Origin of the sequence: Chryseobacterium paridis (genome assembly GCF_016595215.1) — a bacterium.
GTDB classification, from domain to species: domain Bacteria; phylum Bacteroidota; class Bacteroidia; order Flavobacteriales; family Weeksellaceae; genus Chryseobacterium; species Chryseobacterium paridis.
The window spans coordinates 1261776-1287738 of sequence record NZ_JAENHK010000010.1 but is presented as its reverse complement, the minus strand read 5'-3'; the positions used below and the strand labels follow the sequence as shown (position 1 = coordinate 1287738).

Here is a 25963-nt window from a genome sequence, read left to right as displayed (position 1 = left end):
GTCTTTGCGTTTAACAAAAATAGAAACAAAAAATAGCACTATAATTTAAGAAGATAGATTTATGAAATCTAAGATTCACGAATACAATAAAAAATGAAGATAAAATGAGTAAAAAGTTAATTGTACTCGCAGCTTTAGCACTCTCACCAGTGTTCTCAGCTCAGGAAATGGTGACGAAGCCAGTTCAGTCTTACCAGACAGCTCAATATCAAGCGAAGAAAAAAGCCTTTGTAGATCAGCTTTTGTCAAAAATGACTTTAGACGAAAAAATAGGACAGCTTAATTTGCCCAGTTCAGGAGATTTTACGACAGGGTTGGCCCAAAGTTCCAATATAGGTAAAAAAGTAGAACAAGGTCTGGTGGGTGGACTATTCAATATAAAAGGAGCTGATAAAATTAAAGCAGTTCAAAAAGTTGCAGTAGAAAAAAGTCGCTTAAAAATTCCATTGATCTTTGGAATGGATGTGATCCACGGTTATGAAACAACTTTTCCTATTCCATTAGGGTTGGCTGCTTCTTGGGATATGAACCTCATTCAGCAATCTGCGAGAGTGGCGGCCAGAGAAGCATCTTCTGATGGAATCAACTGGACCTTTTCTCCCATGGTTGATATTTCTCGTGAGCCCAGATGGGGAAGGGTTTCCGAAGGTTCTGGCGAAGATCCGTATCTGGGAAGTGAGATTGCTAAAAATATGGTATATGGCTATCAGGGGAAAGACCTGGCAAATGGGACGAATATTCTGGCATGTGTAAAGCATTTTGCATTATATGGTGCTGGTGAAGCAGGTCGGGATTATAACACAGTGGACATGAGCCACATCAGAATGTTCAATGAATATTTTCCACCTTATAAAGCTGCTGTAGATGCAGGTGTTGCTTCTGTCATGGCTTCTTTTAATGAAGTAGATGGAGTTCCGGCTACAGGAAACAGATGGCTACAAACTGAAGTTTTAAGGAATCAATGGAAGTTTAAAGGTTTTGTAGTAACAGACTATACCGGAATCAATGAAATGGTTGATCATGGAATGGGAGATCTTCAACAGGTTTCAGCATTAGCTTTAAAAGCTGGAGTCGATATGGATATGGTAGGGGAAGGTTTTTTAACCACTTTAAAAAAATCTTTATCAGAAGGAAAAGTTACCCAGTCTGAAATTGACATGGCTGCGAAAAGAATTCTTGAAGCTAAATACGATTTAGGTTTATTTGATAATCCATATAAACACGGTGATGCAAAACTAGCAGCAAAAGAAGTGTATAGTCTTGAAAATCGTACGATTGCCAGAAATGTTGCTGCTCAATCGATGGTATTGATGAAAAATGACAATCAGGTTTTACCTTTGAAAAAATCTGGAACAGTAGCGATAATTGGACCTTTGGTAAATAATTCTTTGAATATGGCGGGAACATGGAGTGTGGCTGCCAAACATGCAAGTGCTGTTAACTTAATGCAGGGTCTTCAGGATAATTTTGGAAAAGAGGTAAAGTTTATTTCTGCAAAGGGAGCTAACATTGATTACAGCGAAAAATTAGAAAATATTTATGCAGCTCATGGAAAGAAAACAGACAGAGATACCCGATCAAAAGAAGTACTTTTAAAAGAAGCGGTGGATGTTGCCAATAAAGCAGATGTAATTGTTTTAGCTATTGGAGAGTCTGCAGAAATGAGTGGAGAATCCTCTTCCAGAACAGAAATCACGATTCCTCAGTCTCAGGTCGACCTGCTGAATGAATTGAAAAAAACAGGAAAGCCAATTGCAATGGTTCTTTTCACGGGACGTCCATTAGCATTAACGAATGTAAAAGATACGCCTGATGCCATCCTGAATGTTTGGTTCTCAGGCTCAGAAGCAGGAAACGCCATTTCAGATGTTCTGTTTGGAAAAGTAAATCCTTCAGGGAAATTACCAATGACTTTCCCAAGAAGTCTGGGGCAGGTTCCTATTTATTACAATGCTAAAAATACAGGTCGTCCGTTAGATCAAAAATTGGTTGATAAATGTGAATATCAGAGATTCCGTTCCAACTATATGGATGAGTGTAATACACCTCTTTATCCATTTGGATATGGACTGAGCTATACGAAATTCAATTATTCTGATCTTAGTGTTTCTAATTCTAATCCAAAAGGAAATCAGACCGTTCAGGCTTCAGTTACTGTTACCAACTCAGGAAATTATGATGGAGCAGAAGTAGTGCAATTGTATATCAGAGATATGGTTGGAAGTATTACCAGACCAGTAAAAGAGCTAAAAGGATTCCAGAAAGTTTTCCTTAAGAAAGGTGAATCTAAAAAAGTAACTTTTGATATTACTCCGGAAAGTCTTAAATTCTACAATGGAGATTTAAAATTTGATTGGGAACCGGGAGAATTTGATATTATGATCGGAACCAATTCCGAGGATGTGAAACATTCAAAAATTAACTGGACAAAATAAGATAGATAAGCTACTCAATATGAGTGGCTTTTTTTGTAACTTAGAATTAAATTAACTAATACCAATTTTTTGGCATACTTTTTACCAAAGTGAAAACATTAATAATTTAAATATGAAAAAAACAATTTTATTTAGCGCGATGTTCCTGGGTTCTTTAGCTTTTGCACAAAAACAAGCTCCTGTTGTAGGAGGCGACAGAGATGTCCATGGCTGTAAAGGCTCTGCAGGCTATACCTATTCACAAATCAAAAATGATTGTGTGAGAGTTTTCGAACAGAAAATTAAATTGAAAGAAGTAGGTTCTGATAAAAGTTATACTACGATGACAGCTGTTATTTTTAGTAAAGACATGAAGCGAGCTGAAATTTTCATCCCGGATGGAAATGCAAAAAGCATTATCCTTAACAGGGAAGGAAAAGGTAAGATCTGGAAAAGTGGAAGCCATATCAAAGAAAGTTATGTTTTGGTTCCTTACAAGAAAGCAGGTTACCAGATTAAGAAAGATGATGTAGTCATTTATCAATAAAAAAGAGGCCATTCGAAAGAATGGCTTTTTTAGTGTAAGTATTAACAACACTTTAATGAAGAACAGATGAATACAAAAAGCTAAATAATAGGAAACAAATATTTGGTATTAATCAAACTTGAAAACCACGGTAACAATTTTCATCTCTCACCGAAAATCCGTATTTTTGTGCATCTAAAAAGTAATAAGAAAGAATGAATTCCTACAAAAATCCATTGGAAGAGCGCTACTCCAGCGAAGAGATGTTATTTAATTTCTCACATAATAATAAATTCCGTACTTGGAGACAGCTTTGGATCGCTCTTGCTGAAATCGAAAAAGACCTTGGACTTGAAATTTCTGACGAGCAAATTGCAGAGTTGAAAGCTCACGCTGAAAATATCGATTTTGATAAAGCAGCAGAGTATGAGAAAAAATTCCGTCATGATGTAATGGCTCACGTTCATACATATGGTGATGTAGCACCTTCAGCAAAAGGAATTATACATTTAGGAGCTACTTCTGCTTTTGTAGGTGATAATACAGACTTAATTCAAATCCGTGACGGGCTTTTGATCTTAAAGAAAAAGCTTGTTAACGTAATGAAAAATCTTGCTGATTTTTCTATTCAATATAAAGATCTTCCTACTTTAGGATTTACTCATTTCCAACCAGCTCAGTTAACAACGGTAGGTAAAAGAGCAACACTTTGGTTACAAAGTTTGGTTCTTGATATCGAAGAGCTTGATTTCTTCTTAGAAACATTACGTTTCAGAGGAGTAAAAGGAACGACAGGAACTGCTGCAAGTTTCTTAGAGCTTTTCAATGGTGATTACTCTAAAGTAAAACATTTGGATAAAGAGCTTTCGAAAAGATTTGGTTTCGAAAAGGTTTTTGGGGTTTCAGGACAAACGTATGACAGAAAAATTGATGCTAAAGTGGTTGCCTTATTAGGAAACATTGCTCAATCTGCTCATAAATTTACAAACGATTTACGTCTTCTTCAGAATCTTAAAGAAATTGAAGAGCCGTTTGAGAAAAACCAGATCGGTTCATCTGCAATGGCTTACAAACGTAACCCAATGAGAAGTGAAAGAATCGGAGCATTGGCAAAATATGTGATGTCTTTAACGACAAGTTCTGCCATGGTAGCTTCTACACAGTGGTTTGAAAGAACATTGGACGATTCTGCAAACAAAAGATTAACGATTCCTCAGGCTTTCTTAGCAGTAGATGCTATCTTACTGATCTGGAATAATATCATGAACGGTATCGTGGTATATCCAAACAGAATCAATAAGCATATCGAAGAAGAATTACCTTTCATGGCTACTGAATACATCATCATGGAAGAAGTAAAAGCAGGAGGTGACCGTCAGGAAATCCACGAAGTGATCAGAGTTCACTCAATGGAAGCTTCTAAAAAGGTAAAAGAAGAAGGAAAAGAAAACGACCTGATCGAAAGAATCTTAAATGATGATTCTTTAAAATTAGATAAATCAAAATTAAAAGAAGTTTTAGATCCTAAAAATTTCATAGGTTTTGCACCGATTCAAACGGAGGAATTCATTAAAAATGAAGTTCAGCCGATTCTCGACCAAAACAAAGATTTAATAGGACTGGAAGCTGATCTTAAAGTATAACATCATATGCAGTCTTTTCGGCTGCATATTTTATTTCATCCAAAGAATGAGTAAAATATCGTTTTTACTTTTGTTAATACCTATAATTTCCTTTTCACAAAAAAAGGATGTCTTAAGGTATTTTAAATCAAAAGATTCTTTGGTTGGAGTAAAAGATCAAAATGGGAATATTGTTATTCCTGCACAATTCAGGGTATATTCCATTCTTGAAGATGGTGAACCTGTAAAAGGCGAAACCATTGAATTTGATGGTTCTAAAAAAGATGAAGTTAAAGAGAAAAATGCGTGGGGATATGTCTACGATAGAAAAGGAAATTTTTTATACAGACCTTTTTTGTATGACAATGGAGCTGATTATTTCTCAGAGGGTGTAAGAAGATTTGTAAAAAATGGAAAAGTAGGTTTTGCAGATAGAAATGGTACAACCATTATTGAAGCACAGCATGATTTTGTTTCTCCTTTTAATTATGGTTATGCAGCATTTTGTGACGGATGTGATTGGGAGAAAACAGAAGATGAACATAAAGCGATAGTAGGTGGAGTCTGGGGAGTAATGAATGCTAAAGGAGAGATTGTTCAGCCTGTCTCAACACCTAAAAACACTGTTGAAGTTAATGGGAAATTTTATCCGAATCCATTCAAATACAATGAAAAAGAGAAGGATATTCTTCAATTTTTCGAAAAACAAAATAATAAACTTTCGGAAATTTATTATGTGAACTGGTCCAATAAATTATCCAAAGAGGAAAAAAAACTATTCTTTGAAATCGTAGAAAGACCAAAAGAGAATTTTCCCTATTATCAGGTAAATACATATGATTACAGAAAAGTAGATGGAGGGTTAACATATGATTTCAAATTTTTAGTCTCAGAAGATGGCAAGAAAATCTTTGCAGTAGACTATGATGTGGAAAAGCTTCCTTTTGACCAATGGCTCAAAAGAGAAATAAAAGAAGCACATGAATACCAGAAGGAGCACCCGGATAATCCGAATAAATTAAGTAAATAAGTCTAATAATATTTAATATCTGACATCTAATGTCTAATAACAAAAGAATTTTCGTAGAAAAAAGAGGTATTTTCGATGTAGAAAGTCCAAAGATCTTTGATGAGGTAAAAGCGGTTGTTCCGTCAGTCAAAAATGTAAAAGTATACAATGTGTACGATATATTTAATTTGAATGATGGTGAATTTGAGAAAGTGGTTAACAGCACTTTCGTAGACCCAGTTACTGATATTTTACACACAGAAAATCCTGCTGAAACGATCCATTTTGCGATGGAGTTTTTACCAGGCCAGTTTGATCAGCGTGCAGACTCTGCACAACAGTGTATTGCTTTGCTGACTGAAAATGAAAAGTCTAAAGTAAGAAGTGGAAAGCTGATCGAATTTGAGGGAGTTTCAGAAGCTGATTTGGTTACAATAAAAGATCTTTTGATCAACAAGGTAGAATCTCAGGTAAAAGACCTGACGGTTTTAAACATTCCTGCAGACGAAATACCAACGAAAGTTTTGATCCACGAAAATTTCATCAATTTCAATGATGCTGAGTTGGAGAATTTTTACAACCAGCATGGATTTGCATTAGGATTAGATGATTTAAAATTCATTCAGGAATACTTTAAGTCAGAAGAAAGAAATCCAACTGAAACTGAACTTAAAGTTTTAGATACCTACTGGAGTGACCACTGTCGTCATACCACATTTGAAACAGAATTGTCTGATATTCAGTTTGAAGGACAATTTAAGCGTACATTGGAAACTATTTTCAATGACTATATCGAGAAAAGAAAATTCTTAGGCCGTGAATTGAAACCGATCTCATTAATGGATCTGGCAACAGTTTGTGGCAGATATTTCCATAAAACGGGTAATCTGGAGAACCTTGTGGTTTCTGATGAGATCAACGCTTGTACGATTCAGATTGAAGCTGAATACGATGGCAAGAAGGAGCCTTGGTATTTATTATTCAAAAACGAAACCCATAATCACCCAACAGAAATTGAACCTTTTGGTGGTGCCTCGACTTGTTTAGGAGGAGCAATCAGAGATCCATTATCTGGAAGATCTTTTGTTTTCCAGGCGATGAGATTGACCGGTGCTGCTGATGTTTTAGAATCAGTTGACAAGACATTACCAGGTAAATTACCTCAAAAAACAATTACAAAACAAGCAGCTAACGGATATTCATCTTATGGAAACCAGATTGGTCTTGCGACTACTATGGTTTCTGAAATTTACGATGAAGGTTACAAAGCAAAAAGAATGGAAGTTGGCTTCGTTACGGGAGCTGTTCCTGTAGATTGGGTAAGACGTGAAAAACCTGCAAATGGAGACTCTATTATCATTTTAGGAGGTGCAACAGGACGTGATGGAGTGGGTGGAGCAAGCGGAAGTTCGAAAGAACAAGACGAAACTTCTATTCATACGATGAGTTCTGAAGTTCAGAAAGGAAATGCAGTTGAAGAACGTAAAATTCAGAGACTATTCAGAAAACCGGAAGTAACAAAATTGGTTAAAAAATCAAATGACTTTGGTGCCGGAGGTGTTTCTGTAGCGATTGGAGAAATTGCTGACTCATTAGAAGTAAATTTGGATGTATTACCATTAAAATATGAAGGACTCAATGGAACAGAGCTGGCTATTTCTGAATCTCAGGAAAGAATGGCAGTGGTTGTTGATCCAAAAGATAAAGAACAATTCATCAAATACTGTGAAGCTGAAAACATTGTTGCTGTAGAGGTAGCAAAAGTTACAGATTCAGGAAGGATGCAGATGTTCTGGAAAGGAGATAAGATCGTTGACCTTTCAAGAGCGTTTTTAGATACCAATGGATGTGCTAAAAGCCAGGAGGTGAAAATTACCCATCTTGAAGAAGTAAAACTTGATTCTAAAACTTTCTCTGAAGAAGAATTATTAAAAGTTTTAGCGGATAAAAATGTAGCTTCCCAAAAAGGGTTGTTAGAAATGTTTGATGCTTCAATTGGTGCTACTACAGTAGCAATGCCGGTTGGAGGTAAGTATCAGCAGACTTTAATGGAAGGAAGTGCTCAGACACTGCCTATCCTTGGAGCTAAAAATATTGAAACCGTTTCTTTTGCAAGCTGGGGATTTGATGCTGAAATTTCTAAGCAAAACTCATTATTGGGGGCATCTTATGCAGTGGTAGAAAGTGTGGCTAAGATCGTTGCGATGGGCGGCGATTATAAAAATATAAGATTAAGCTTCCAGGAATACTTTGAGAAATTAGGGCAAAACCCTGAGAAATGGGGTAAGCCTTTGGCTTCTCTTTTAGGAGCTTATGATGCTCAAATTAACCTTGGGTTAGCCGCGATCGGAGGAAAGGACTCAATGAGTGGAACCTATCAGGATCTGAATGTTCCGCCAACATTGATTTCTTTTGCTTGTGCTGATGGACAAAAGAAAAATGTAATCTCTCCGGAATTTAAAACAGCAGGAAATAAACTGTATTTCTATAACCATATTCCTCAGGAAAACGGTCTTCCAGATTATAACAGTTTAAAGACAGTATATGATTTCATTTTTGAAAATATTAAAGCTGGAAAAATTGTTTCTGTAAAAACGGTTAAAGATGGTGGTGTTGCAGTAGCTATTGCAAAGATGAGTTTCGGAAACAGACTTGGAGCTGATATCAATGTTGAAGAAAGTACTTTATTAGCTAAAAATATCGGAAGCCTGATCATCGAATCAAAAGAAGAATTAAGTTCAACGACTATTCAACTGATCGGAGAAGTAAAAGATTCAGGTACTTTGAAAATAAATAATCTTGAATCTCAAATCTCAAATCTTGAATCTGCTTATACAGGAACATTCGAAAAGCTTTTCCCAACAGTTGAAAAAGAAAAGATCATTGTTGAATTAGATGAAAAATTAAATTCAACGACACCAAGAAATATCATTATTAAAAGTCACGGAATTGCTCAGCCTAGAGTATTCGCTCCTTTGTTCCCGGGAACAAATTGTGAGTACGAAACACTCAATGTGTTCCAGAAAGAAGGAGCTATTGTCAATAGTCTGCCTCTTAAAAATATCAATCACCAATTGCTTGATGAAAGCATCGATGCATGGGTGGAGGAAATTAAACAATCTCAGATCTTAGCATTTTCAGGAGGATTCTCAGCAGGAGATGAGCCAGACGGATCAGCTAAATTTATTGTGAATGTTCTGAAGAATGAAAAAATGAAACAGGCGGTTCACGATTTGTTAGATAGAGACGGAATGATCATTGGAATTTGTAATGGATTCCAGGCATTGATCAAATCAGGTTTGTTGCCTTACGGACAGATTAAAGATCTTGATGAAAACTCTCCAACACTTGCTCATAATGCGATCAGAAGACACATTTCTCAGATGGTTACAGTAAAAGTAATCAATGACGAAAGCCCATGGTTGAAAGGAATGAAAGATCAGACATTTACCATTCCGATTTCTCATGGTGAAGGTCGTTTTATGGCTTCTGAAGCTGAAATTGAGAAGTTGTATAAAAATGGTCAGATCGCAACCCAATACATAGACTTTGAAGGAAACATTGCTCATGGTATGCCATTCAATCCAAATAATTCATTATTCGGAATTGAAGGAGTTACCAGTCCAAATGGGAAAATATTTGGTCGAATGGGGCATCCTGAACGTTTTGCAGAAGGGTTGATGAAGAATATTCCAACTGCGAATTATCACAACATCTTTAAAAATGGAGTCGAATACTTCAAATAAAAATAACAAGAAAATGATCGTCATTAATGGCGATCATTTTTCTAATCTACCTGAATTCTACGAAGAAGCTTCCAGGGTTTTCATGAAAAATGTAGATTGGAAAGTGGGGACATTGGACGGATTTAATGACATCCTTTATGGAGGTTTTGGAGTTTTTGAAAACAAAGATCAGATTGAATTGACATGGAAAAAATCTGAAAAATCAAAAGGTGATTTAGGTTTAGAGGCTACTCGTGAATTTTACGAAAGAAAAATTAAACAAGGTCATCCGTTTAATGTAGAACTGATTCAGAAAAATCTGGATGAGCTTATTTCTGGAGAAGGACAAACATTATTTGATATTCTGATAGAAATTATTGAATCACACAAAAATATTAATCTCATTTTAGATTAAGCTAAGACTTATAATGAAGAAAATGATTTATGCACTGTTCTTCGGAGACAGTATTACCTATGGAGAATATGATGGGGTATTTGGAGGATGGGTAGATATTTTAAAAAGATATGCTTTACAAAAATTCCACGAGGGAAGCAATGAAGTCATTGTTTACAATCTAGGAATAGGAGGTGAGACAACAGAAGGTCTGATAAAAAGAATGCCACACGAATTAGATGCGCGGAACTCTGCAGAAGGAAACGTTGTTTTTATAGCATATGGAGCTAATGATTTAGCTATAAAAAATGGAAGTCAGATGGTAGCTCCTGATCAGTTCAGGGAAAATATTTTGACCGCAATTCAATATGCAAAACAATTCACGAATGATGTTTATCTCATTAGCATTTTACCATTTTCTAAAAATGTAGATGGGGTTCAGGTAGCTTCCGGAAAACTAAGAACCAACAGTGAGGTTTTGGTGTACAATAAAATTCTTCAGGATATCGCTCTTGAAAACTCATTCATGTACATTGATTTTTATACTGCATTTTTAGAAGATAAAGAAATTTTACTTTCTCAAGATGGGGTTCATCCTAACGAAAAAGGATATGGAATGATGGCGGAAATCGCAATACCAATCATTGAAAAATATTTATAAATGCCTTATCTATTTTCATACGGAACCTTACAGAATGAAAAAGTTCAGATCGAAACATTTGGAAGATTGTTGAAAGGTCAAAAGGATATTCTTACCAATTACATTCTAAAAATGTTGGAGATTACTGATCCCGAAGTACTCAGGAAAAGCAATCAGAAGTATCACCCGATTTTACAGTTTTCAGAAAATATTGAAGATGAAGTGGAAGGGATTCTTTTTGAGGTGACAGAAGAAGAAATCCTTCAGGCGGATGAATACGAAGTAGATGATTATAAAAGAATTGAAACCACTTTCAAATCTGGAAAGAAAGGATTTATTTACGTTGGTCAATAGGTTTTTTAAACACAAATAGCACTAATTGTTCTTCACGAATAACACAAAAAGAAGATTTGGGAGATTTAGGAAATTTTGTAACCAGAACAACCTTGTCATTCAGAGCGAAACGAAGTGAAGCGTGGAATCTCTGCAACCTAGAATAAACAGATTTTTTATTTTTATAGATTCTTCACTACACTGCGTTTCGTTCTGAATGACAGATAACAGCCTAATCTGAGGAAGAATAAAACAAGAATTCTAGCCGAAAATATATTTCCAATACACTAAAATTCCAACAATCACGGAAACAGTAGCCATAAGAATTACGGCGCCTGCCGAAACATCTTTAATAAACCCTATTCTCCGGTCAAATTCAGGCTGAACAATATCACAGATCCTTTCAATAGCCGTATTGAAAATTTCAGCACCTAAAACCCCAAAAGACACGATAAGAATTAAGGCAGCATCTATACTGGATAAATGCAAATAAAAAATGAGAAAAAGGTTAATAAGAAGGGCTACAAACTCAATTTGGAAGTTTCTTTCCGTTTTTATCATCAAAAAAACACCTCGAAAAGCATTCAGGAAACTTCTATGAATAGGTGGTTTGCGCATGATAGAAAAGATTATGTACAAATATAATTAATTGCTTAAAGAAAATGCCTATCTTTAGTCCTTTATGATGGTTTTATCATCAAAAAAAGTGTACCGGAAGTAGTTATAAAAATCTTTTACTCGTTGTTAATAACTCTCAGAATTATATTTTTTAATCTATTTTCTATTTATTATATTTGTAAAAATTTATTTTTAAATCTATGAAATTTATTATTTCAAGTGGTGAACTGCAGAAGGCTTTGCAAACTGTAAGTGGCGTAATATCAAGCTCTCAATCGAGACCGATTTTAGAAAACTATCTTATCGAACTAAACGAAAATCAAGTTACCATTACGGCATCTGATGGCGAAACAACGCTTGTTACTTCTTTAGAAGTGAAGTCTGATGATTCGGGTAAATTTGCCGTTCCTGCTAAAATTTTTCAAGATTTTATCAAAACTTATGGTGAACAACCTCTTACATTGTCTGTAAAAGATAATGCAGAAGGAACGGGAAGCCAGCTAGAGATCTTAGATGAAAAGGATAATTTTGCGGTAGCATTGGATAATGCAGATGATTATCCGGAATTACCGGAATTTGATGCTTCCCAAAGTGTAACCATGTCTGCGGGAGTTTTGTCCGAAGCACTTACCAATACGCTTTTTGCAACAAGTAATGATTCTCTTCGTCCTGTAATGACAGGAGTTCTTTTCCAGTTTGGAGAAAATGAAACGAATTTTGTTTCTACAGATTCTCACAGATTGGTTGTTTACAAGAGAATGGATCTGATGAATGCTGAACCCATGGAATTCATCATGCCTAAAAAACCTTTAAATATTTTCAAAAATATCTTAGCAAGTTCGAACGAAGATGTTACCATCGATTTCAATGAGAATATGGCTAAGTTTACTTTTGGTAAGCATATCTGGATCTGTAGATTGATCGATGGAAAATACCCTAACTATACTGCGGTAATTCCAAAAGAAAATCCAAATGTATTGACGATCAACAGAAACCTTTTGTTAGGAGCAATCAAAAGAGCATCGATCATGTCTAACAAATCAACAAATCAGGTTAGATTTAAATTGTCAGCAAACATTCTTCACCTTCATGCAGAAGATACAGAATATGCTAACAAGGCAGATATGCAGATTCCTTGTGATTATAACGGAGAGGACATCAACATCGGATTTAGCTCTAAATTTTTAACTGAAATGTTGACGATTCTTGGTTCTGACGATATCACAATGAAAATGTCTCAACCTAACAGACCAGGAATTATTGAGCCTCTTGATGGTCTTGAAGAAAACGAAAATATCTTAATGTTGTCAATGCCGGTAATTGGATTGTAAGATTAAGTTAAATTAATATACAAGAGGTTTTGAGTTTTCAAGACCTCTTTTTTTTGTTTTTATGGTCAGTTGTGAAGTTAAAAATTTCGTTATTTCTTAAAAAAACACGACCTTTGTAAACGCAAAATTCGAAGTAAAATTTTTCAAAATAAAGTGGATGAAACCGTGTAATGGGGACATTTAACCGATAAAAAATAGATTTAAGCAGATGAAAATATCAAATAACTGGCTAAGAGATTATATAAAAACGGAATTGAAGACTGAAAGAATCGGTGAATTCCTTACTGATATTGGTCTTGAAGTTGAAGGTATAGATAAATTTGAAAGTGTAAAAGGGAGTTTGGAAGGAATTGTTGTAGGTAAAGTTTTAACCTGCGAAAAGCATCCTAATGCAGACAAACTGAAGAAAACAACCGTAGACATTGGAAATGGTAAAGTACTTAACATTGTTTGTGGTGCTCCTAATGTAGAAGCAGGGCAAACAGTTCCTGTAGCAGTTGTTGGAACCAAGATCTACGATAAAACCGGTAACTTTTTTGAAATCAAAGAAGCAAAGATCAGAAGTGAAGTTTCACAAGGGATGATCTGTGCTGAAGACGAATTAGGACTTAGCGATGACCATGGTGGAATCATGGTTTTGGATGAAACGAAATATGAAGTCGGGAAGAATTTTGCAGAGTATTTTGAATTGGAAAATGATGAGGTAATTGAAATTGGTTTAACGCCAAACAGGACAGATGCTATGTCACACTATGGTGTTGCAAGAGATCTATATGCTTTTCTATCAACCAACCAACAGAAAGCACAATTCGAAAAAGTAGCTTCTGAACCATTAAACAATGAAGGCTCTCATTCTTTTACTTTAGAAGTGGAAAATGCTGAGCTATGTCCGAGATATATTGGAGCTGTTATTGAAGATGTAAAAGTAGCTGAATCTCCGGCTTGGTTAAAAAACAGATTAAAAGCAATCGGACTGAGTCCGATCAACAATATTGTAGATATTACAAATTATATCCTTCATGGATTAGGACAGCCACTTCATGCTTTTGATGCAGATAAAATTGCAGATAAAAAAGTAAAAGTAGGAACAGTTAAAAAGGGAACGAAATTTACGACTTTAGATGGTGTTGAAAGAACCTTAAATGGTTCTGAGGTGATGATCAAAGACGGAAAAGATAAGCCAATGTGTATTGCCGGAGTTTTTGGCGGTGCTAATTCCGGAGTTTCTAATGAAACGAAAACTATTTTCCTGGAAAGTGCTTATTTCAATCCGATAGCGGTAAGAAAAGGAGCTAAATTTCACGGATTGAATACGGATGCATCGTTCAGATTCGAAAGAGGAGTAGATCCTAATCTTACTAGAACAGCGATCACTCACGCCATTAAACTGATTCAGGAAATTGCAGAAGGAAAATTAGTAGGCGAGCTATTAGAAGAATATCCAAAGAAAATTGAAGACAGCTATGTGATTATTAGATTCTCTAAAATTGAACAGATTTTAGGAACTAAAATTCACAGAGAGAAAGTAAAAGAGATTTTAAAAGCTCTTGAAATAAAAGTCTTAAATGAGATTCAAAATGGATTAGAAATCTCTGTTCCTGCTTACAGAGCGGATGTAACAAGAGAAATAGACGTTATTGAAGAGATCTTAAGAATCTATGGATATAACAAGATTGATGCTCCTCAGAAAATATCATTTACTCCTGTTAAATTAAGCGCAAACGATCAGGATGAATTAGAAAATAATTGGGCAAGAACATTGCAAGGCTTAGGTTTCAATGAAGTAATGAACAACTCTTTAACTTCTGTAAAAGATGAAACGGATGCTGTAAAGTTATTGAATCCTTTAAGTGGTGACCTGGCATTTATGAGAAAGTCTTTATTGGAAGGCCTTCTTCAAAATGCAATATATAATATCAATAGGAAGAATCAGGATATTAAGTTCTTTGAATTTGGGAAGATCTATCACAAAAGAGCTCAATACGAAGAAAGAAAGCAATTGGCGATTCTGGTTTCTGGAAGAGATGTTGCAGAAAACTGGTTGCAGCCAAAATCAGCAACAGATTTTTATAATCTAAAGGCTTATGTTAAGGTATTGCTGGAAAGATTGGCAATCGACTATAAAGAGGTTGCTTTATCTGACGATAGATTCTCTGATGTATTAACGTATGATGTGGATGGTAAAACATTAGTAAGAATTGGAAAAGTTTCAGCAAACCTATTGAAAGATTTCGATATTGATCAGGATTGTTTCTATGCTGAAATTGAGTTGGAATTGGCTCAGCAACTGCGTTCAACCAATGAATTGAAATTTAAGGATATTCCTAAATTCAATAAGATCAGAAGAGATTTAGCATTGTTGATCGATAAAAATATCACTTATCAGGAATTATATCAAACGGCTAAAAAGAATAAATCGCCATTCATCAAAGGAATTAATTTATTCGATGTATATGAAGGGAAAAACCTTCCTGAAGGGAAAAAATCTTATGCTATGAGTTTTGAATTATTAAACGAAGGAAAAACATTGGAAGAAAAAGAGATTTCAGAAGTAATGGATTCTCTAATCAAATCTTTCCAGAAAGAATTCAATGCTGAACTAAGATCTTAATAAATCATCTATATAATTATAAACGGGCTATCAAGCCCGTTTTTTTGTGTCGGATTACCGATACTTTAAGGCAAATATTTTCACAAAGATAAAGTCCCATAGCATAATAAAATTCTTTGAAAACCGTTTAAATAATATAATTTCCGTAAATTTGGTTAAATCAAAAAAGAAAAAAATGAAAAATCTTTTTTTAAGTATAAGTGCAGCCGTGATTTTGGCGTCGTGCGGAACTATGTCAAGCGCATCTGCTTCAAAAGTAGGAAAATCTCAGCCTTCATTAGTAAACACAAAATGGACCTTAGCAGACAATGTAAAAGGAAAAGTTCCTACATTGAATATCGAAGGAGAAAAGATCAATGGAAACGGAGGGTGTAATAATTATTTTGGAACTGTAAAATTAGATGCTTCAACAGGTAATTTTTCCGCAGGCCAAATGGGTTCTACTAAAATGGCTTGTGATAATATGAATGTAGAGCAGAACTTTATGGATATGGTAGGAAAAGCAAATAAATATGTAATTTCCGGAACTACCTTAGAATTGTATAAAGACAATCTTTTGTTATTGAAATTCAATAAATCAGAATAAAAAATAAAAGGAACTCTATTGAGTTCCTTTTTTATGTTTTTAAGGTTTTCTTATTCTTCCTCTTCTTCGTCGTACTTAGCCAATTCTTCGTCACACCATTTGAAAGCTGCTTCTACCACTTTAGTAGCTTCATCTGCCATGGTCTCTTCATCGTCTCCCTCCAAATCATCTAGCCATTCAACTTCTTCTTCCTCAACGTTTAAGATAAATCTTGGGTATTCAGTATGAACCACGAATAAATCCTCAGGAAATTCCGAATTATCTGCTAATAAAAACTTTGGTAATTTCATTTTTTTAATATTTTAACTTTCTCAAAGATAATAAAATTATTGATATTTGTTCTTGTCGATCCTAATTTTTTGTAAAACTTTGTACTGTGTAAGTGTGGTTTTTTGCAAGGTATCTTTAGGCTTGTAGGTTAGGGTTACATTAGGGTTTACTGTACTTATTAACTCTGCAATTTGTATTTTTTCCAGATCCTCAGTTTCTTCTACATAGAATTTGATAGGTATAAATTGTAGGTTCTCAGATTTTAAAAATTGCTTTATATTTTTTCTATTTTCAAGATAGTCTCCTTTTGAGAGCCAGGTGAAAAGTATTCCTGATATTATACTTAATGCTCCAATCGCATATACTTTAAGATCAAAAAGATCAAACATTCTTTTGAAATAGAAGAGCCATATTGGAAAGCTAAAAGGTGCCAATAATCGGTAATCTAGTGGGTTTACAGAATAGAAATATTGAACAAAATAGGAACAGATTATTCCCGAAATACCTATAATAAGAAAGAAAAATTCAGTATCTGAAAGCTTACTTTTAATAGACAAAAAAACGATCAACAGAATATTTAGTAAACCTATACCATAAATACCATAATTAACCAATCCTCCTCCCGGATCAGACATGTGGATGAATGGATTGAAAGTAGTGGTGAGTCCCTGAAATAATTCAATTAATAGTTGTGGTGTAGAATGAAGACCAATTTCCAATGCCTGATTGATATAGTTTTCATTGAAATAATCTAAAAATAAAAATTTGTACAAAACAATAAAAGCACATGCAATAGCTGCTGAAAATATGAATGATTGAGAATATTTTCTTTTCCATACCAATAAGCCGAAAAGCCCGGTTCCACCTATTATAAAAAGGGAGCTATATCGAATGTTATATAATGTGATTAAAGATAAAGAAAGATAGAAGATAGCCTTACCTTTTTCTAATTTCTCAGTAATGATAAGATGGGCAGTATATAAAAAAAGAAAGACAAAAGGAAGAATCAATGCCTCACTCATTGTATAGGCATATATAGAAACAAAACTAAATAATGCACTAACAATTATGGACTCTCTGACATAAAATTTCTTTTTCCACGCAAAAGTAATGATACAAAGAAATGCCAAAATTCCTACTATCTTGCTACTCCAAAATTCATCAAAGCCAAAATAAGTAAACAATTTAATGCTTAAAGGATATCCTAATGGAGTGGTTGTATTATCAATGGTTGGTAATATATGAGCAAACCTCATATATCGGATTGAATCTGGATTTACTCTGCCTTTTTCATTAAGTAAAAAACGTAAAATGGTCATCATTAAAGTAATGATGACCAATGTTATTTGAATATTCTTTTCTTTAATTTTCATTAAGTTGCAAAAGATTATAATAGGCAGTTATTTAGTGAACATTTTCGAAACTTTTTCAGCTTTTTTGCTCTCAGAATAGTCATAGAAACCTTCACCAGATTTTACACCTAGTTTTCCGGCCATAACCATATTTACCAATAACGGATTCGGAGCATATTTAGGATTTTTGAATCCATCATACATTACATTGAGAATAGCAAGGCAAACATCTAGTCCAATAAAATCTGCTAACTGAAGTGGTCCCATTGGATGAGCCATTCCTAATTTCATTACTGTATCGATCTCTTCAACACCAGCAACACCATTATACAATGTTTCAATAGACTCATTGATCATGGGCATTAAAATTCTGTTGGCAACGAAACCTGGATAATCATTAACTTCTACTGGAACCTTTCCTAACGTTTTACTCATCTCATAAATCGTGTCAAAAGTTTCTTTAGAAGTAGAATAACCTTTAATGATTTCTACCAGTTTCATAATAGGAACAGGGTTCATGAAGTGCATACCAATTACCTTGTCTGCTCTCTTTGTTGCTGCAGCTATTTTAGTAATTGAAATGGAAGAAGTATTGGTTGCCAGGATACAATTTGCTGGAGCAAATTCATCCATCTGTCCAAAAATCTTTAGTTTCAGATCCTGGTTTTCAGTCGCTGCTTCTACAATCAGATCAGCTGATCCTACAGCTCCTTTCAATTCTGTAAAAGTGGTGATATTTCCTAAAGTTTCTGCTTTTTGTTCTTCAGTAAGGTTACCCTTTGCAATTATTCTGTCGAGGTTGGTGGTGATGGTTTTTAATCCTCTGTCTAAAGCATCCTGAGATACGTCAACCAGGCTTACTTTAAATCCGCTTTGCGCAAAAGTATGTGCAATACCATTTCCCATGGTTCCAGCTCCGATAACTACAACGTTTTTGATCATTTTTTCGTTTAATTAAATTATTTTTTATAGATAGTTAGATTTCTTGCATTGGCTAGGTCCGCTTTTGTTACAATTTGTGTTTCGTCAAAATTTACGTTTCCACTATTGCTTTTTCTTTTTGCATTTTGGGAAGAAACAGCAGCCTTTAGTCCAGATATAAACTTATTTTTTTTATTTTCTGTTAAAGCATCAATTCCAATATAAATATTAAATTCACCTTCTCTACCCAAACCACTTTGTCGGTAAATTTCGAATTGTTTGGTTTTGTTCTTTTTTTGAAATTGTGCAATATAATTAATGACAGGATCTTCCGAAGGAGTTCCGCAGCATATACTTGCGTAGCCCACTTGTAAATAGTTTTTATTCTTTTGTGAGAAAAAGAATGTAAAACAAAAAATACTTAGAAGTATTGCTGATTTTTTCATTTTAATTGATAGGATTGGGGTTAATTAAGCTTAGTTTTTTATACCAAAAGACCTTTTTTCTTTGGCCTAAAATTAAGCTTTAAAATTTACTTATTAAAATCATCCCAAACAGCTTTTGAAAGATCTGAAATGATTTTGCAGTTTACCGCTTCAGTTTCAGTAGAATTACTTACAAATACAGCTATTGCATAATGTTTTCCATTCGGTAAAGTGACAATCCCCATATCATTTTCTGCGCCAGTAAGTCCTTCTTTATTTTTGCCTGAAGAACCTGTTTTATGTGCGACTGGTGTATTTTTAGGAAGTTGTTCAACCAGTTTATTGGTTCCGGTTTTTGTTCCAAGCATTACTTTCATCAAATAAGCAGTTGATTTTTTTGAAAGTAATTTTTCCTGATAAAACTTTTTTAATACTTCCACGATAGAATTAGTAGTACTGAAGTTTTCATACTGGACGTTCCATCCTTTATGCATTTCTTCTTCATTAAACTTGATCTGGAAATTCTTTACCCCTTTAGAGTTCATGAATTTCTGAACAGTAGATGTTCCTCCAATTAATCGTAAAAGGATGTCGCATCCATTATTATCACTTTGGGCAACGGTGAAATCGATAATCTCGCTTAAGGGAAGCTCAACATTACCAGCAGGGTACTTTTCCCGCATTGGAGACCATGTGTCATCCAGAAGATCGGATTTTTTGACTAAGATTTTCTGATCCAATGAGAGTTTTCCCTTATCTACAAAATCTAGAACAGCAGAAGCAATGTGGAATTTAAAAACACTTTGCATCGGAAGTTTTTTCTCCCCATTTTTGTTGTAATTGAAATTATTTTCAATGCTCAAGACAGAAACACCTACTGTAGCATTTTTACCATTTAGAATAGAGTTGATCTTTTGTTCCAATGAAGTTGTTTGAGCAAAGCTAAATGCCGAGATCAAAAGAAGAAGAAATCCTGTTTTTTTCATAAGGGTAAATTTAAAAAATAAATCCCTTTAGATTCTAAAGGGATTTGAAATTTATGATCATTATTATTTAAACTCAAAATAATTGAGGTCGACTCCATCACTTTCAAAAATAATCCTGATTTTGTTTTCACCTTTTTTAAGGTTTAAGGCTTTGGTTGAAATTGTTTTCCATTGATTACTACCTCCTGTTGATGGTAATGAAACTGTAGCCAGTTGTTTTCCTGCTGCATCTTCAATTCTCACTTTAGAATCATTGCCAGCCGCATATCTTATGTCAAAAGTATATCCTTTGTCTGCTTTACTGTTAATGGTATACTGTAGCCATTCTCCTTTTTCAGTCTTGCCTACATAATATCGGTTGGTCAATTTATCATTACACAAATAAATATCAACTCCATCATTTCTCATTTGATTACCGGAATTCCATTCTGACCTTTTCGCAGGATCACTTACCCAAAGATTTACGAAATCGTTGTCCTTATAAGCAGAGCCGATTCTTCCTAAATCATAATCTGTTGCGAAAACTCTTCCCGGGGCTTCATGATTTTTAAATGGTTTTGTAGAATCATCTGTTGTCTGTCTGAACATTGCATCAATGACATCGTTTTTAATTTCAACGTTACTGAATTTGTAATTATCAGCAATTTTCATCAAAGCTTTCGTAGCAAACTCTTTTGTTGGCTTTTCACCACCATTTTTCCAGTAGTCCAATAATTTCTGATATTCAGGAGTGATTTTTACGTTAGCTATTCCTGCTATATTATCAATCTTCTTCATTGGCCAGAAAGCATAACCGATATTATGCTTATTCATCAGTTGAATCAATTCTGTAAACCAGACATTAGAATTTTCTCCGGTTTCTCCCAGCCAGATTGGAATATTATGTTTCTCTCTTAAATCAAGTATGCCTTTTATTGTCGCATCATCATTATTGTTCCAATATTTATGGAAACTGAATACTAGATTATTATCCCAAAGAGGAGTCAGTCCATTATAATTGTTTCCCCATCCATTTCCCTCAAGAATAATGATGTGTTTTTTGTCAACTTCGCGAATCGCTTCTGTGATTTCTTTTTGAAATTTCCACAATGGAGCATTTGACATTTCGTCTGTTCCATTGGGGTTTTTTCCTGTGAAATTGATGTTAGGTTCGTTGATAAGGTCATAACCTCCAATCCAAGGTTCATTCTTATATCGGTCAGCTATCTTTTTCCAGAAAGCAATTGTTTTTTTCTGGTTCTCCTCACTATCCCAAAGAGAAGGCTTAGATTTATCATTATCGGAAATATTGACATCATTTCCCTGTCCTCCCGGAAGTGCATGTAGATCCAGAATCAAATACATTTTATTGTCTGCACACCATTTTAGCAAGTCATCAGTCATTTTAAAACCTTCTTCTAACCATGTATTCTGTCCTTTTACAGGCTCCTTTTCAATGGGTAAAGTGTATAAATTATAATGCATTGGCAACCTTACTGAATTAAATCCAGCCTTTGCAAGCAGATCAATGTCTTGTTTGGTAATTCCGTTTTTCCAGTAGGATTTATAAAATTCTTTCATTCCATCCTCACCAATCAGTTCTGAGATTTTCTGTTTGATCTTATATTGCGGACCTGCAAAATCAGCTGTTTTCAACATGTAGCCTTCCTGCAGCATCCATCCTCCTAAGCCAAGGCCCTTAAGCTGGATATTTTCACCTTTGTCATTTACAATTTTTTGACCATTCGTTTTTAGTAATTGTGATGTCCCAAATTGAGACAATAAAAGTACGGACATTAGGATGGTTCTTTTCATAGTTTTGATTGTATAAGATTATGGGACTATTTTTAGAATTATAAGTTTGTTAATGACAAATATATTTAAAAAATATTGAATTAAAATTAAAAATCCTCTTTAAATATGTGAATCATTTAAAGAGGAAATCTATTTTATATTAACTGTTAATTAGCTTATTAACTTCATAATCTCTAAAGCTACTTTCAACGCTTCCGTTCCATCTTCCAATGACACTTCTACATTTTTATTTTCTGTGATGGAATCTGCAAATGAATTGAGTTCATCAAGAATAGCATTGTTAGGTTGGATATTTGGATATTCAAATAAGATCTGGTTCTTTTCACCATCCGCATTTTCAATGATCATATCAAATGGAGTAGGTGTCTCTGGAGCATCTTTCATTCTGATTACTTCTGCTTTTTTCTCAAGGAAATCAACGGAGATATACGCGTCTTTCTGAAAGAAACGGCTTTTTCTCATGGCCTTCATAGAAATTCTTGAAGTAGTAAGATTGGCAACACATCCATTTTCAAATTCAATTCTGGCATTCGCAATATCCGGAGTTTTGCTTACGACACAAACACCGCTGGCATGGATAACTTTTACTTTAGACTTCACCATGCTTAATAAAATATCCAGATCATGTATCATCAAATCCAGCACGACAGAAACATCTGTTCCACGGGGATTGAATTCAGCAAGGCGGTGGATTTCAATGAACATTGGATTGTTAATGTATTCCTTTGTTGCCATAAAAGCTGGATTGTACCTTTCAACATGTCCTACCTGAGCTTTGATGCCATTTTCACGACATTTATAAAGGATTTCTTCTGCTTGTTGAAGTGTTTGGGTAACCGGTTTTTCAATGAAAAAATGCAGTCCTTTTTCAATGGCTTTTAAAGCATAATCATAATGGTAAACGGTTGGGGTTACAATATCCAGCATATCGATCTGATCCAGAAGATCATCAAAATTTTCGAAATATTTATACCCAAATTCAGTTTCTAATTTTTTTCCGTTTTCTACATCTTTGTCATGGAAACCTACAAAATCATACCTTTCTGATTGGTTAAGAAGTTTTAAATGTATTTTTCCCAAATGTCCGGCACCTACCAAACCTGCTTTCAACATAGCTTTTTAAATTTTTGTAAAGATATAAATTAGGTATGATATTTTAGATAAAAGACTTTTGACTTTAATCAGCAAAAGTCCCGAAGGTTTCCTGAAATCTAAAATCTAATTCTTATTTTTGTGAGAAACTAGCACAAGTAACCTAATAACTACTATTACTATCTAATGACGCACGATTCGTTTGTACATAAAGGAAAAAGAAAAATTTTAGTTGAATACCTTCAACAAAGAATAGGGATTACGGATAAGAATGTACTTTCGGCAATGAATGAAGTTCCAAGACATCTTTTTATTGAAAGTATTTTTGAAGATTTTGCCTATGAAGACCGGGCTTTTCCCATTCTGGCTCATCAAACCATTTCGCATCCCTCAACGGTTGCCGAGCAATCAGAGCTTTTACAAGTAACTCCAGGAGAGAAAATCCTTGAAATTGGGACAGGCTGTGGATATCAGACAGCGGTTTTGTTGACAATGAAGGCCCTGGTGTATACAGTAGAGAGACAGAAAGATTTATTTGATTTTTCAAAGAAAAAATTAAGAGAACTTCATCTTTTTCCCAAATTTCAGAGTTTTGGTGATGGTTTTGCCGGGTTACCAACCTTTGCACCATTTGATAAGATCATCGTAACTTGTGGAGCATCTGTATTGCCAACAGAATTATTAAAACAATTAAAAGTGGGTGGGAAAATGGTTATTCCATTGGGGCCAACTGATGAGCAGGTATTATACAGATTTACAAAAATCTCTCCAACGGAGATTGAAAAAGAGGAATTTGGAATGTATAAATTTGTTCCAATGCTTAATAATACCAATACATAAATATGATACATCCTGATATAATAGATTATAATAATCAACAAATGAAATCAGATCAGGATATCTGTACATTATTGTCTTCTATTATAGATGGGGAATTGCATGATGCTGAGAATAAAATATGGCATAGGCATCCGGTTTGGTTCCTGGAAGGAAATCCCGTTGTAGGGTACAGTAAATTGAAAGACTCTGTACGTCTATTATTTTGGAGTGGTCAATCCTTTGATGAAAAGGACTTAAAAACTGAAGGGACATTTAAGGCCGCGGAAAAGAGATATGCTTCAAAAGAGGAGATTAATGAAGTTGATTTGTTGCGGTGGGTGAAAAAATCAAGAGCAATTCAATGGGATTATAAAAATATTGTCAAAAGAAAGGGAGAATTGATCCGTTTAAAATAGATCAAAATTGTAATCCGGTATTTCTATAATACTGTCTATTCATTTCACAGATGCAAATGTTTTCGGATCGTTTTTTTAATAATATTTCACAGAGATTTTTAATAGTATAATTGAAAGCTTCAACAAGTATAAGAAGTGGGATGAAAAAGATAAAAAATGAAAGTATTTATCAATAAAAGAATTCCTGACATTGGAATGAAAATATTAGAAAATTCAGGAATAGAGGTTAGTATTCCCAATAATGAAGATTTATCACATGAAGAGTGGGTCAGCTATTGCAAAAAAGCAGATGTTATTTTAAATGTAGGAAATGTCTCATTTGATAAGACATTTTTTGAAGAGTGCCCTAATGTGAAAGCAATTGCTTTATACTCTGTAGGCTTTGATCATGTAGATATTAAAGAAGCTACTCATAGAAATGTAGTTGTTGGAAATACACCGGATGTCTTAAGTAAAGCTACTTCTGATGTTGCTTTTTTATTGATGCAATCTGTAGCTAGAAGAGCAAGTTATAATTATCAGAAAGTGAAAGAAGGTAATTGGGGAGGCTTTGATCCATTGCATGCTTTAGGTCAGGAATTGTATGGTAAAACTTTAGGTGTTTTTGGGCTTGGAAGAATTGGTTTTGAAATGGCAAAAAAATCATTGCAGGCTTTTGATATGGATATCATTTATCACAATAGAAGCCGTAATGAAGAAGCTGAGAGAATACTGAATGCAAAATATGTTTCTTTTGATGAGCTTATTGAACAATCAGATGTGTTAAGTATTCATGCTAATTTTATCCCCGAGCATAAAAATCTTTTTAACTTTTCCGTATTTGAAAAGATGAAACCGAATTCTATTTTTATAAATACTGCGCGAGGAGGCTTTCATAACCAAACTGATTTATACGAAGCATTAATTGGGAAGAAAATCTGGGGAGCTGGTCTGGATGTTACCAATCCTGAACCAATCCTGAAAGATGATCCAATTTTAGGGCTTTCAAATGTTTGTATATTTCCGCATATAGGTTCAGCTACAATAGAAGCCAGAAACGGAATGGCAAAATTAGCAGCTGAAAACATTATTGCATTTTCAAAAGGAGAAAAAATGCCACATTGTGTAAATCCTGAGGTTTATTCTAATCATTAAATAAAACTTGGAATTATTTTTGTTCTGTAATATCCAACACTAAATACTAATAATATGGTACCAGAAGACAATATCAACGAGCAAAATAGAAGGTTAAAAGAAATGGATTATAATCCAAATGAAGATTTCTTTAATAAGGAAAAGCATATTCCGCTGGATGGAGATGGAAATCCTATTCTTAATGAAAATGAAGGTGATTACGAGATGGAAATGGATCTTGATGTTCCCGGTTCAGACGAGGATAATGATATGGAGGAAATTGGTTCAGAAGATGAAGAGAATAATTATTGGAGTACGAGTGATAACGAGGACGATCATGAAGAAGAGAATGATGATGTTCTTACATAAAGATAATATAACGATATCAATTATACCTTACTTAATTCAGTAAGGTTTTTTTATTTTATAAAACGAAGGAAAAATTCTCCTCCCTTGGAGGGGGCTTCTGCTTTGAGCAGAAGCGGGGGTGGTTTAAAAAGAAATTGCTATTTTTATAAAAACACAAATATGAATCAAATCCTTACCCAAATCCACGGAATTCCCATCCGTAGAAATTTTGTTGAAAACTTGCCTTATAATCCAAACTTGAAGTTTCTACTAAAAGATAAACGCAAAGCCGGAATTTTAGGAGAAGTACTTTCTGGAAACAGGTTCGTGCAAGATCTTTTTATCATATTGATTTTGATAGACAAAGAATAATTGGTGGCTATATCGTAAACTTTTATTTAAAAACGTTAGGGATGGTTGTTGAAATTGATAGATCTAGTCATGATAAGAAAGTGGATTATGATCGTATACGGCAAGAATATCTCGGGTCCTTTGGACTGTTGGTCTTTAGAATTACTGATTTTGATGTTAATAATAATTTAACTGTTGTGATGAAAGAGTTGGAGAATTTTATAATATATCATTATCGTTTTAACCACCTCGATTACTAAAATTTAT

The 25963-nt window shown here is 34.3% G+C and carries 25 protein-coding genes; 17 read left to right on the top strand and 8 right to left on the bottom strand.

From position 1 onward, the window contains the following. Positions 1–104 precede the first annotated feature (104 nt). The 8 genes from bglX (at position 105) to JHL15_RS15305 (ending at position 10684) form a co-directional block, all read left to right on the top strand. A complete protein-coding gene (gene bglX / locus JHL15_RS15340; protein ID WP_200247119.1) occupies positions 105–2435 on the top strand; it encodes a beta-glucosidase BglX in 2331 nt (776 codons plus the stop codon). A 112-nt stretch (positions 2436–2547) separates the two neighbouring features. Then, positions 2548–2961 (top strand): hypothetical protein, encoded by a 414-nt coding sequence (locus JHL15_RS15335; RefSeq protein ID WP_200247118.1) that lies wholly within the window; start codon positions 2548–2550, stop codon positions 2959–2961. Between the two features lie 194 nt (positions 2962–3155). Next, complete coding sequence (purB, locus tag JHL15_RS15330; RefSeq protein WP_089026996.1) at positions 3156–4583, top strand: adenylosuccinate lyase; 1428 nt, start codon at positions 3156–3158, stop codon at positions 4581–4583. Positions 4584–4629: 46 nt separating this feature from the next. After that, positions 4630–5592, top strand: coding sequence for a WG repeat-containing protein (locus JHL15_RS15325; protein ID WP_200247116.1), 963 nt, complete (start codon positions 4630–4632; stop codon positions 5590–5592). 29 nt (positions 5593–5621) lie between these two features. Next, positions 5622–9317, top strand: coding sequence for a phosphoribosylformylglycinamidine synthase (locus tag JHL15_RS15320; protein WP_200247114.1), 3696 nt, complete (start codon positions 5622–5624; stop codon positions 9315–9317). Continuing rightward, the gene (locus tag JHL15_RS15315) at positions 9295–9711 is read left to right on the top strand and encodes a ribonuclease inhibitor (protein WP_200247112.1); all 417 of its coding nucleotides are present in this window, start codon (positions 9295–9297) and stop codon (positions 9709–9711) included. Before JHL15_RS15320 ends, JHL15_RS15315 begins: the two co-directional genes overlap by 23 nt. 13 nt (positions 9712–9724) lie before the next feature. Further along, positions 9725–10351 carry an SGNH/GDSL hydrolase family protein gene (locus JHL15_RS15310; protein ID WP_200247110.1) on the top strand — a complete coding sequence of 209 codons (627 nt, stop codon included), beginning with the start codon at positions 9725–9727 and terminating at the stop codon, positions 10349–10351. Next, positions 10352–10684: a gamma-glutamylcyclotransferase family protein gene (locus JHL15_RS15305; protein WP_200247108.1), complete on the top strand. Its 333-nt coding sequence runs from the start codon at positions 10352–10354 to the stop codon at positions 10682–10684. Between the two features lie 240 nt (positions 10685–10924). Here the strand turns inward: JHL15_RS15305 and JHL15_RS15300 are convergent, their stop codons facing one another. Then, positions 10925–11281, bottom strand: coding sequence for a diacylglycerol kinase family protein (locus tag JHL15_RS15300; protein ID WP_200247106.1), 357 nt, complete (start codon positions 11279–11281; stop codon positions 10925–10927). A gap of 200 nt (positions 11282–11481) precedes the next feature. On the opposite strand from JHL15_RS15300, the gene dnaN reads away from it, so the two are divergent. From dnaN to JHL15_RS15285, 3 genes are all read left to right on the top strand, one after another. Further along, on the top strand, positions 11482–12612 hold the full coding sequence (gene dnaN / locus JHL15_RS15295) for a DNA polymerase III subunit beta (protein ID WP_200247104.1): 1131 nt from the start codon (positions 11482–11484) through the stop codon (positions 12610–12612). A gap of 208 nt (positions 12613–12820) precedes the next feature. Beyond that, on the top strand, positions 12821–15223 hold the full coding sequence (pheT, locus tag JHL15_RS15290) for a phenylalanine--tRNA ligase subunit beta (RefSeq protein WP_200247102.1): 2403 nt from the start codon (positions 12821–12823) through the stop codon (positions 15221–15223). Positions 15224–15398: 175 nt separating this feature from the next. Beyond that, the gene (locus tag JHL15_RS15285; protein WP_200247100.1) at positions 15399–15809 is read left to right on the top strand and encodes an META domain-containing protein; all 411 of its coding nucleotides are present in this window, start codon (positions 15399–15401) and stop codon (positions 15807–15809) included. Positions 15810–15859: 50 nt separating this feature from the next. On the opposite strand, the gene JHL15_RS15280 is transcribed toward JHL15_RS15285, so the two are convergent. The 7 genes from JHL15_RS15280 to JHL15_RS15250 all read right to left on the bottom strand — a co-directional run bounded on the left by JHL15_RS15280 (position 15860) and on the right by JHL15_RS15250 (position 22670). Next, on the bottom strand, positions 15860–16099 hold the full coding sequence (locus tag JHL15_RS15280) for a hypothetical protein (RefSeq protein ID WP_007845674.1): 240 nt from the start codon (positions 16097–16099) through the stop codon (positions 15860–15862). A gap of 36 nt (positions 16100–16135) precedes the next feature. After that, the gene (locus JHL15_RS15275; RefSeq protein WP_200247098.1) at positions 16136–17452 is read right to left on the bottom strand and encodes a hypothetical protein; all 1317 of its coding nucleotides are present in this window, start codon (positions 17450–17452) and stop codon (positions 16136–16138) included. A 27-nt stretch (positions 17453–17479) separates the two neighbouring features. Continuing rightward, the gene (locus JHL15_RS15270) at positions 17480–18370 is read right to left on the bottom strand and encodes a 3-hydroxybutyryl-CoA dehydrogenase (RefSeq protein ID WP_200249184.1); all 891 of its coding nucleotides are present in this window, start codon (positions 18368–18370) and stop codon (positions 17480–17482) included. A 20-nt stretch (positions 18371–18390) separates the two neighbouring features. Next, complete coding sequence (locus tag JHL15_RS15265; protein WP_200247097.1) at positions 18391–18798, bottom strand: hypothetical protein; 408 nt, start codon at positions 18796–18798, stop codon at positions 18391–18393. Between the two features lie 86 nt (positions 18799–18884). Next, entirely contained in the window at positions 18885–19763 is an 879-nt protein-coding gene (bla-A, locus tag JHL15_RS15260; protein ID WP_200247095.1) for a CGA/CIA family class A beta-lactamase, read from the bottom strand. A 63-nt stretch (positions 19764–19826) separates the two neighbouring features. Beyond that, complete coding sequence (locus JHL15_RS15255; protein ID WP_200247094.1) at positions 19827–21557, bottom strand: cellulase family glycosylhydrolase; 1731 nt, start codon at positions 21555–21557, stop codon at positions 19827–19829. Positions 21558–21707: 150 nt separating this feature from the next. After that, the gene (locus tag JHL15_RS15250) at positions 21708–22670 is read right to left on the bottom strand and encodes a Gfo/Idh/MocA family protein (RefSeq protein ID WP_200247092.1); all 963 of its coding nucleotides are present in this window, start codon (positions 22668–22670) and stop codon (positions 21708–21710) included. Between the two features lie 165 nt (positions 22671–22835). On the opposite strand from JHL15_RS15250, the gene JHL15_RS15245 reads away from it, so the two are divergent. From JHL15_RS15245 to JHL15_RS21250, 6 genes are all read left to right on the top strand, one after another. Continuing rightward, complete coding sequence (locus JHL15_RS15245) at positions 22836–23489, top strand: protein-L-isoaspartate(D-aspartate) O-methyltransferase (RefSeq protein ID WP_200247091.1); 654 nt, start codon at positions 22836–22838, stop codon at positions 23487–23489. 41 nt (positions 23490–23530) lie between these two features. After that, the gene (locus tag JHL15_RS15240; RefSeq protein WP_234047788.1) at positions 23531–23884 is read left to right on the top strand and encodes a DUF1801 domain-containing protein; all 354 of its coding nucleotides are present in this window, start codon (positions 23531–23533) and stop codon (positions 23882–23884) included. A 156-nt stretch (positions 23885–24040) separates the two neighbouring features. Next, positions 24041–25018 (top strand): 2-hydroxyacid dehydrogenase, encoded by a 978-nt coding sequence (locus JHL15_RS15235; RefSeq protein WP_200247088.1) that lies wholly within the window; start codon positions 24041–24043, stop codon positions 25016–25018. A 54-nt stretch (positions 25019–25072) separates the two neighbouring features. Next, positions 25073–25366, top strand: a complete 294-nt coding sequence (locus JHL15_RS15230) for a hypothetical protein (RefSeq protein ID WP_200247086.1) — start codon at positions 25073–25075, stop codon at positions 25364–25366. Positions 25367–25525: 159 nt separating this feature from the next. Continuing rightward, positions 25526–25717, top strand: coding sequence for a hypothetical protein (locus tag JHL15_RS21255; RefSeq protein ID WP_234047787.1), 192 nt, complete (start codon positions 25526–25528; stop codon positions 25715–25717). Then, positions 25693–25956 (top strand): DUF559 domain-containing protein, encoded by a 264-nt coding sequence (locus JHL15_RS21250; protein WP_317193067.1) that lies wholly within the window; start codon positions 25693–25695, stop codon positions 25954–25956. Before JHL15_RS21255 ends, JHL15_RS21250 begins: the two co-directional genes overlap by 25 nt. Positions 25957–25963 lie beyond the last annotated feature (7 nt).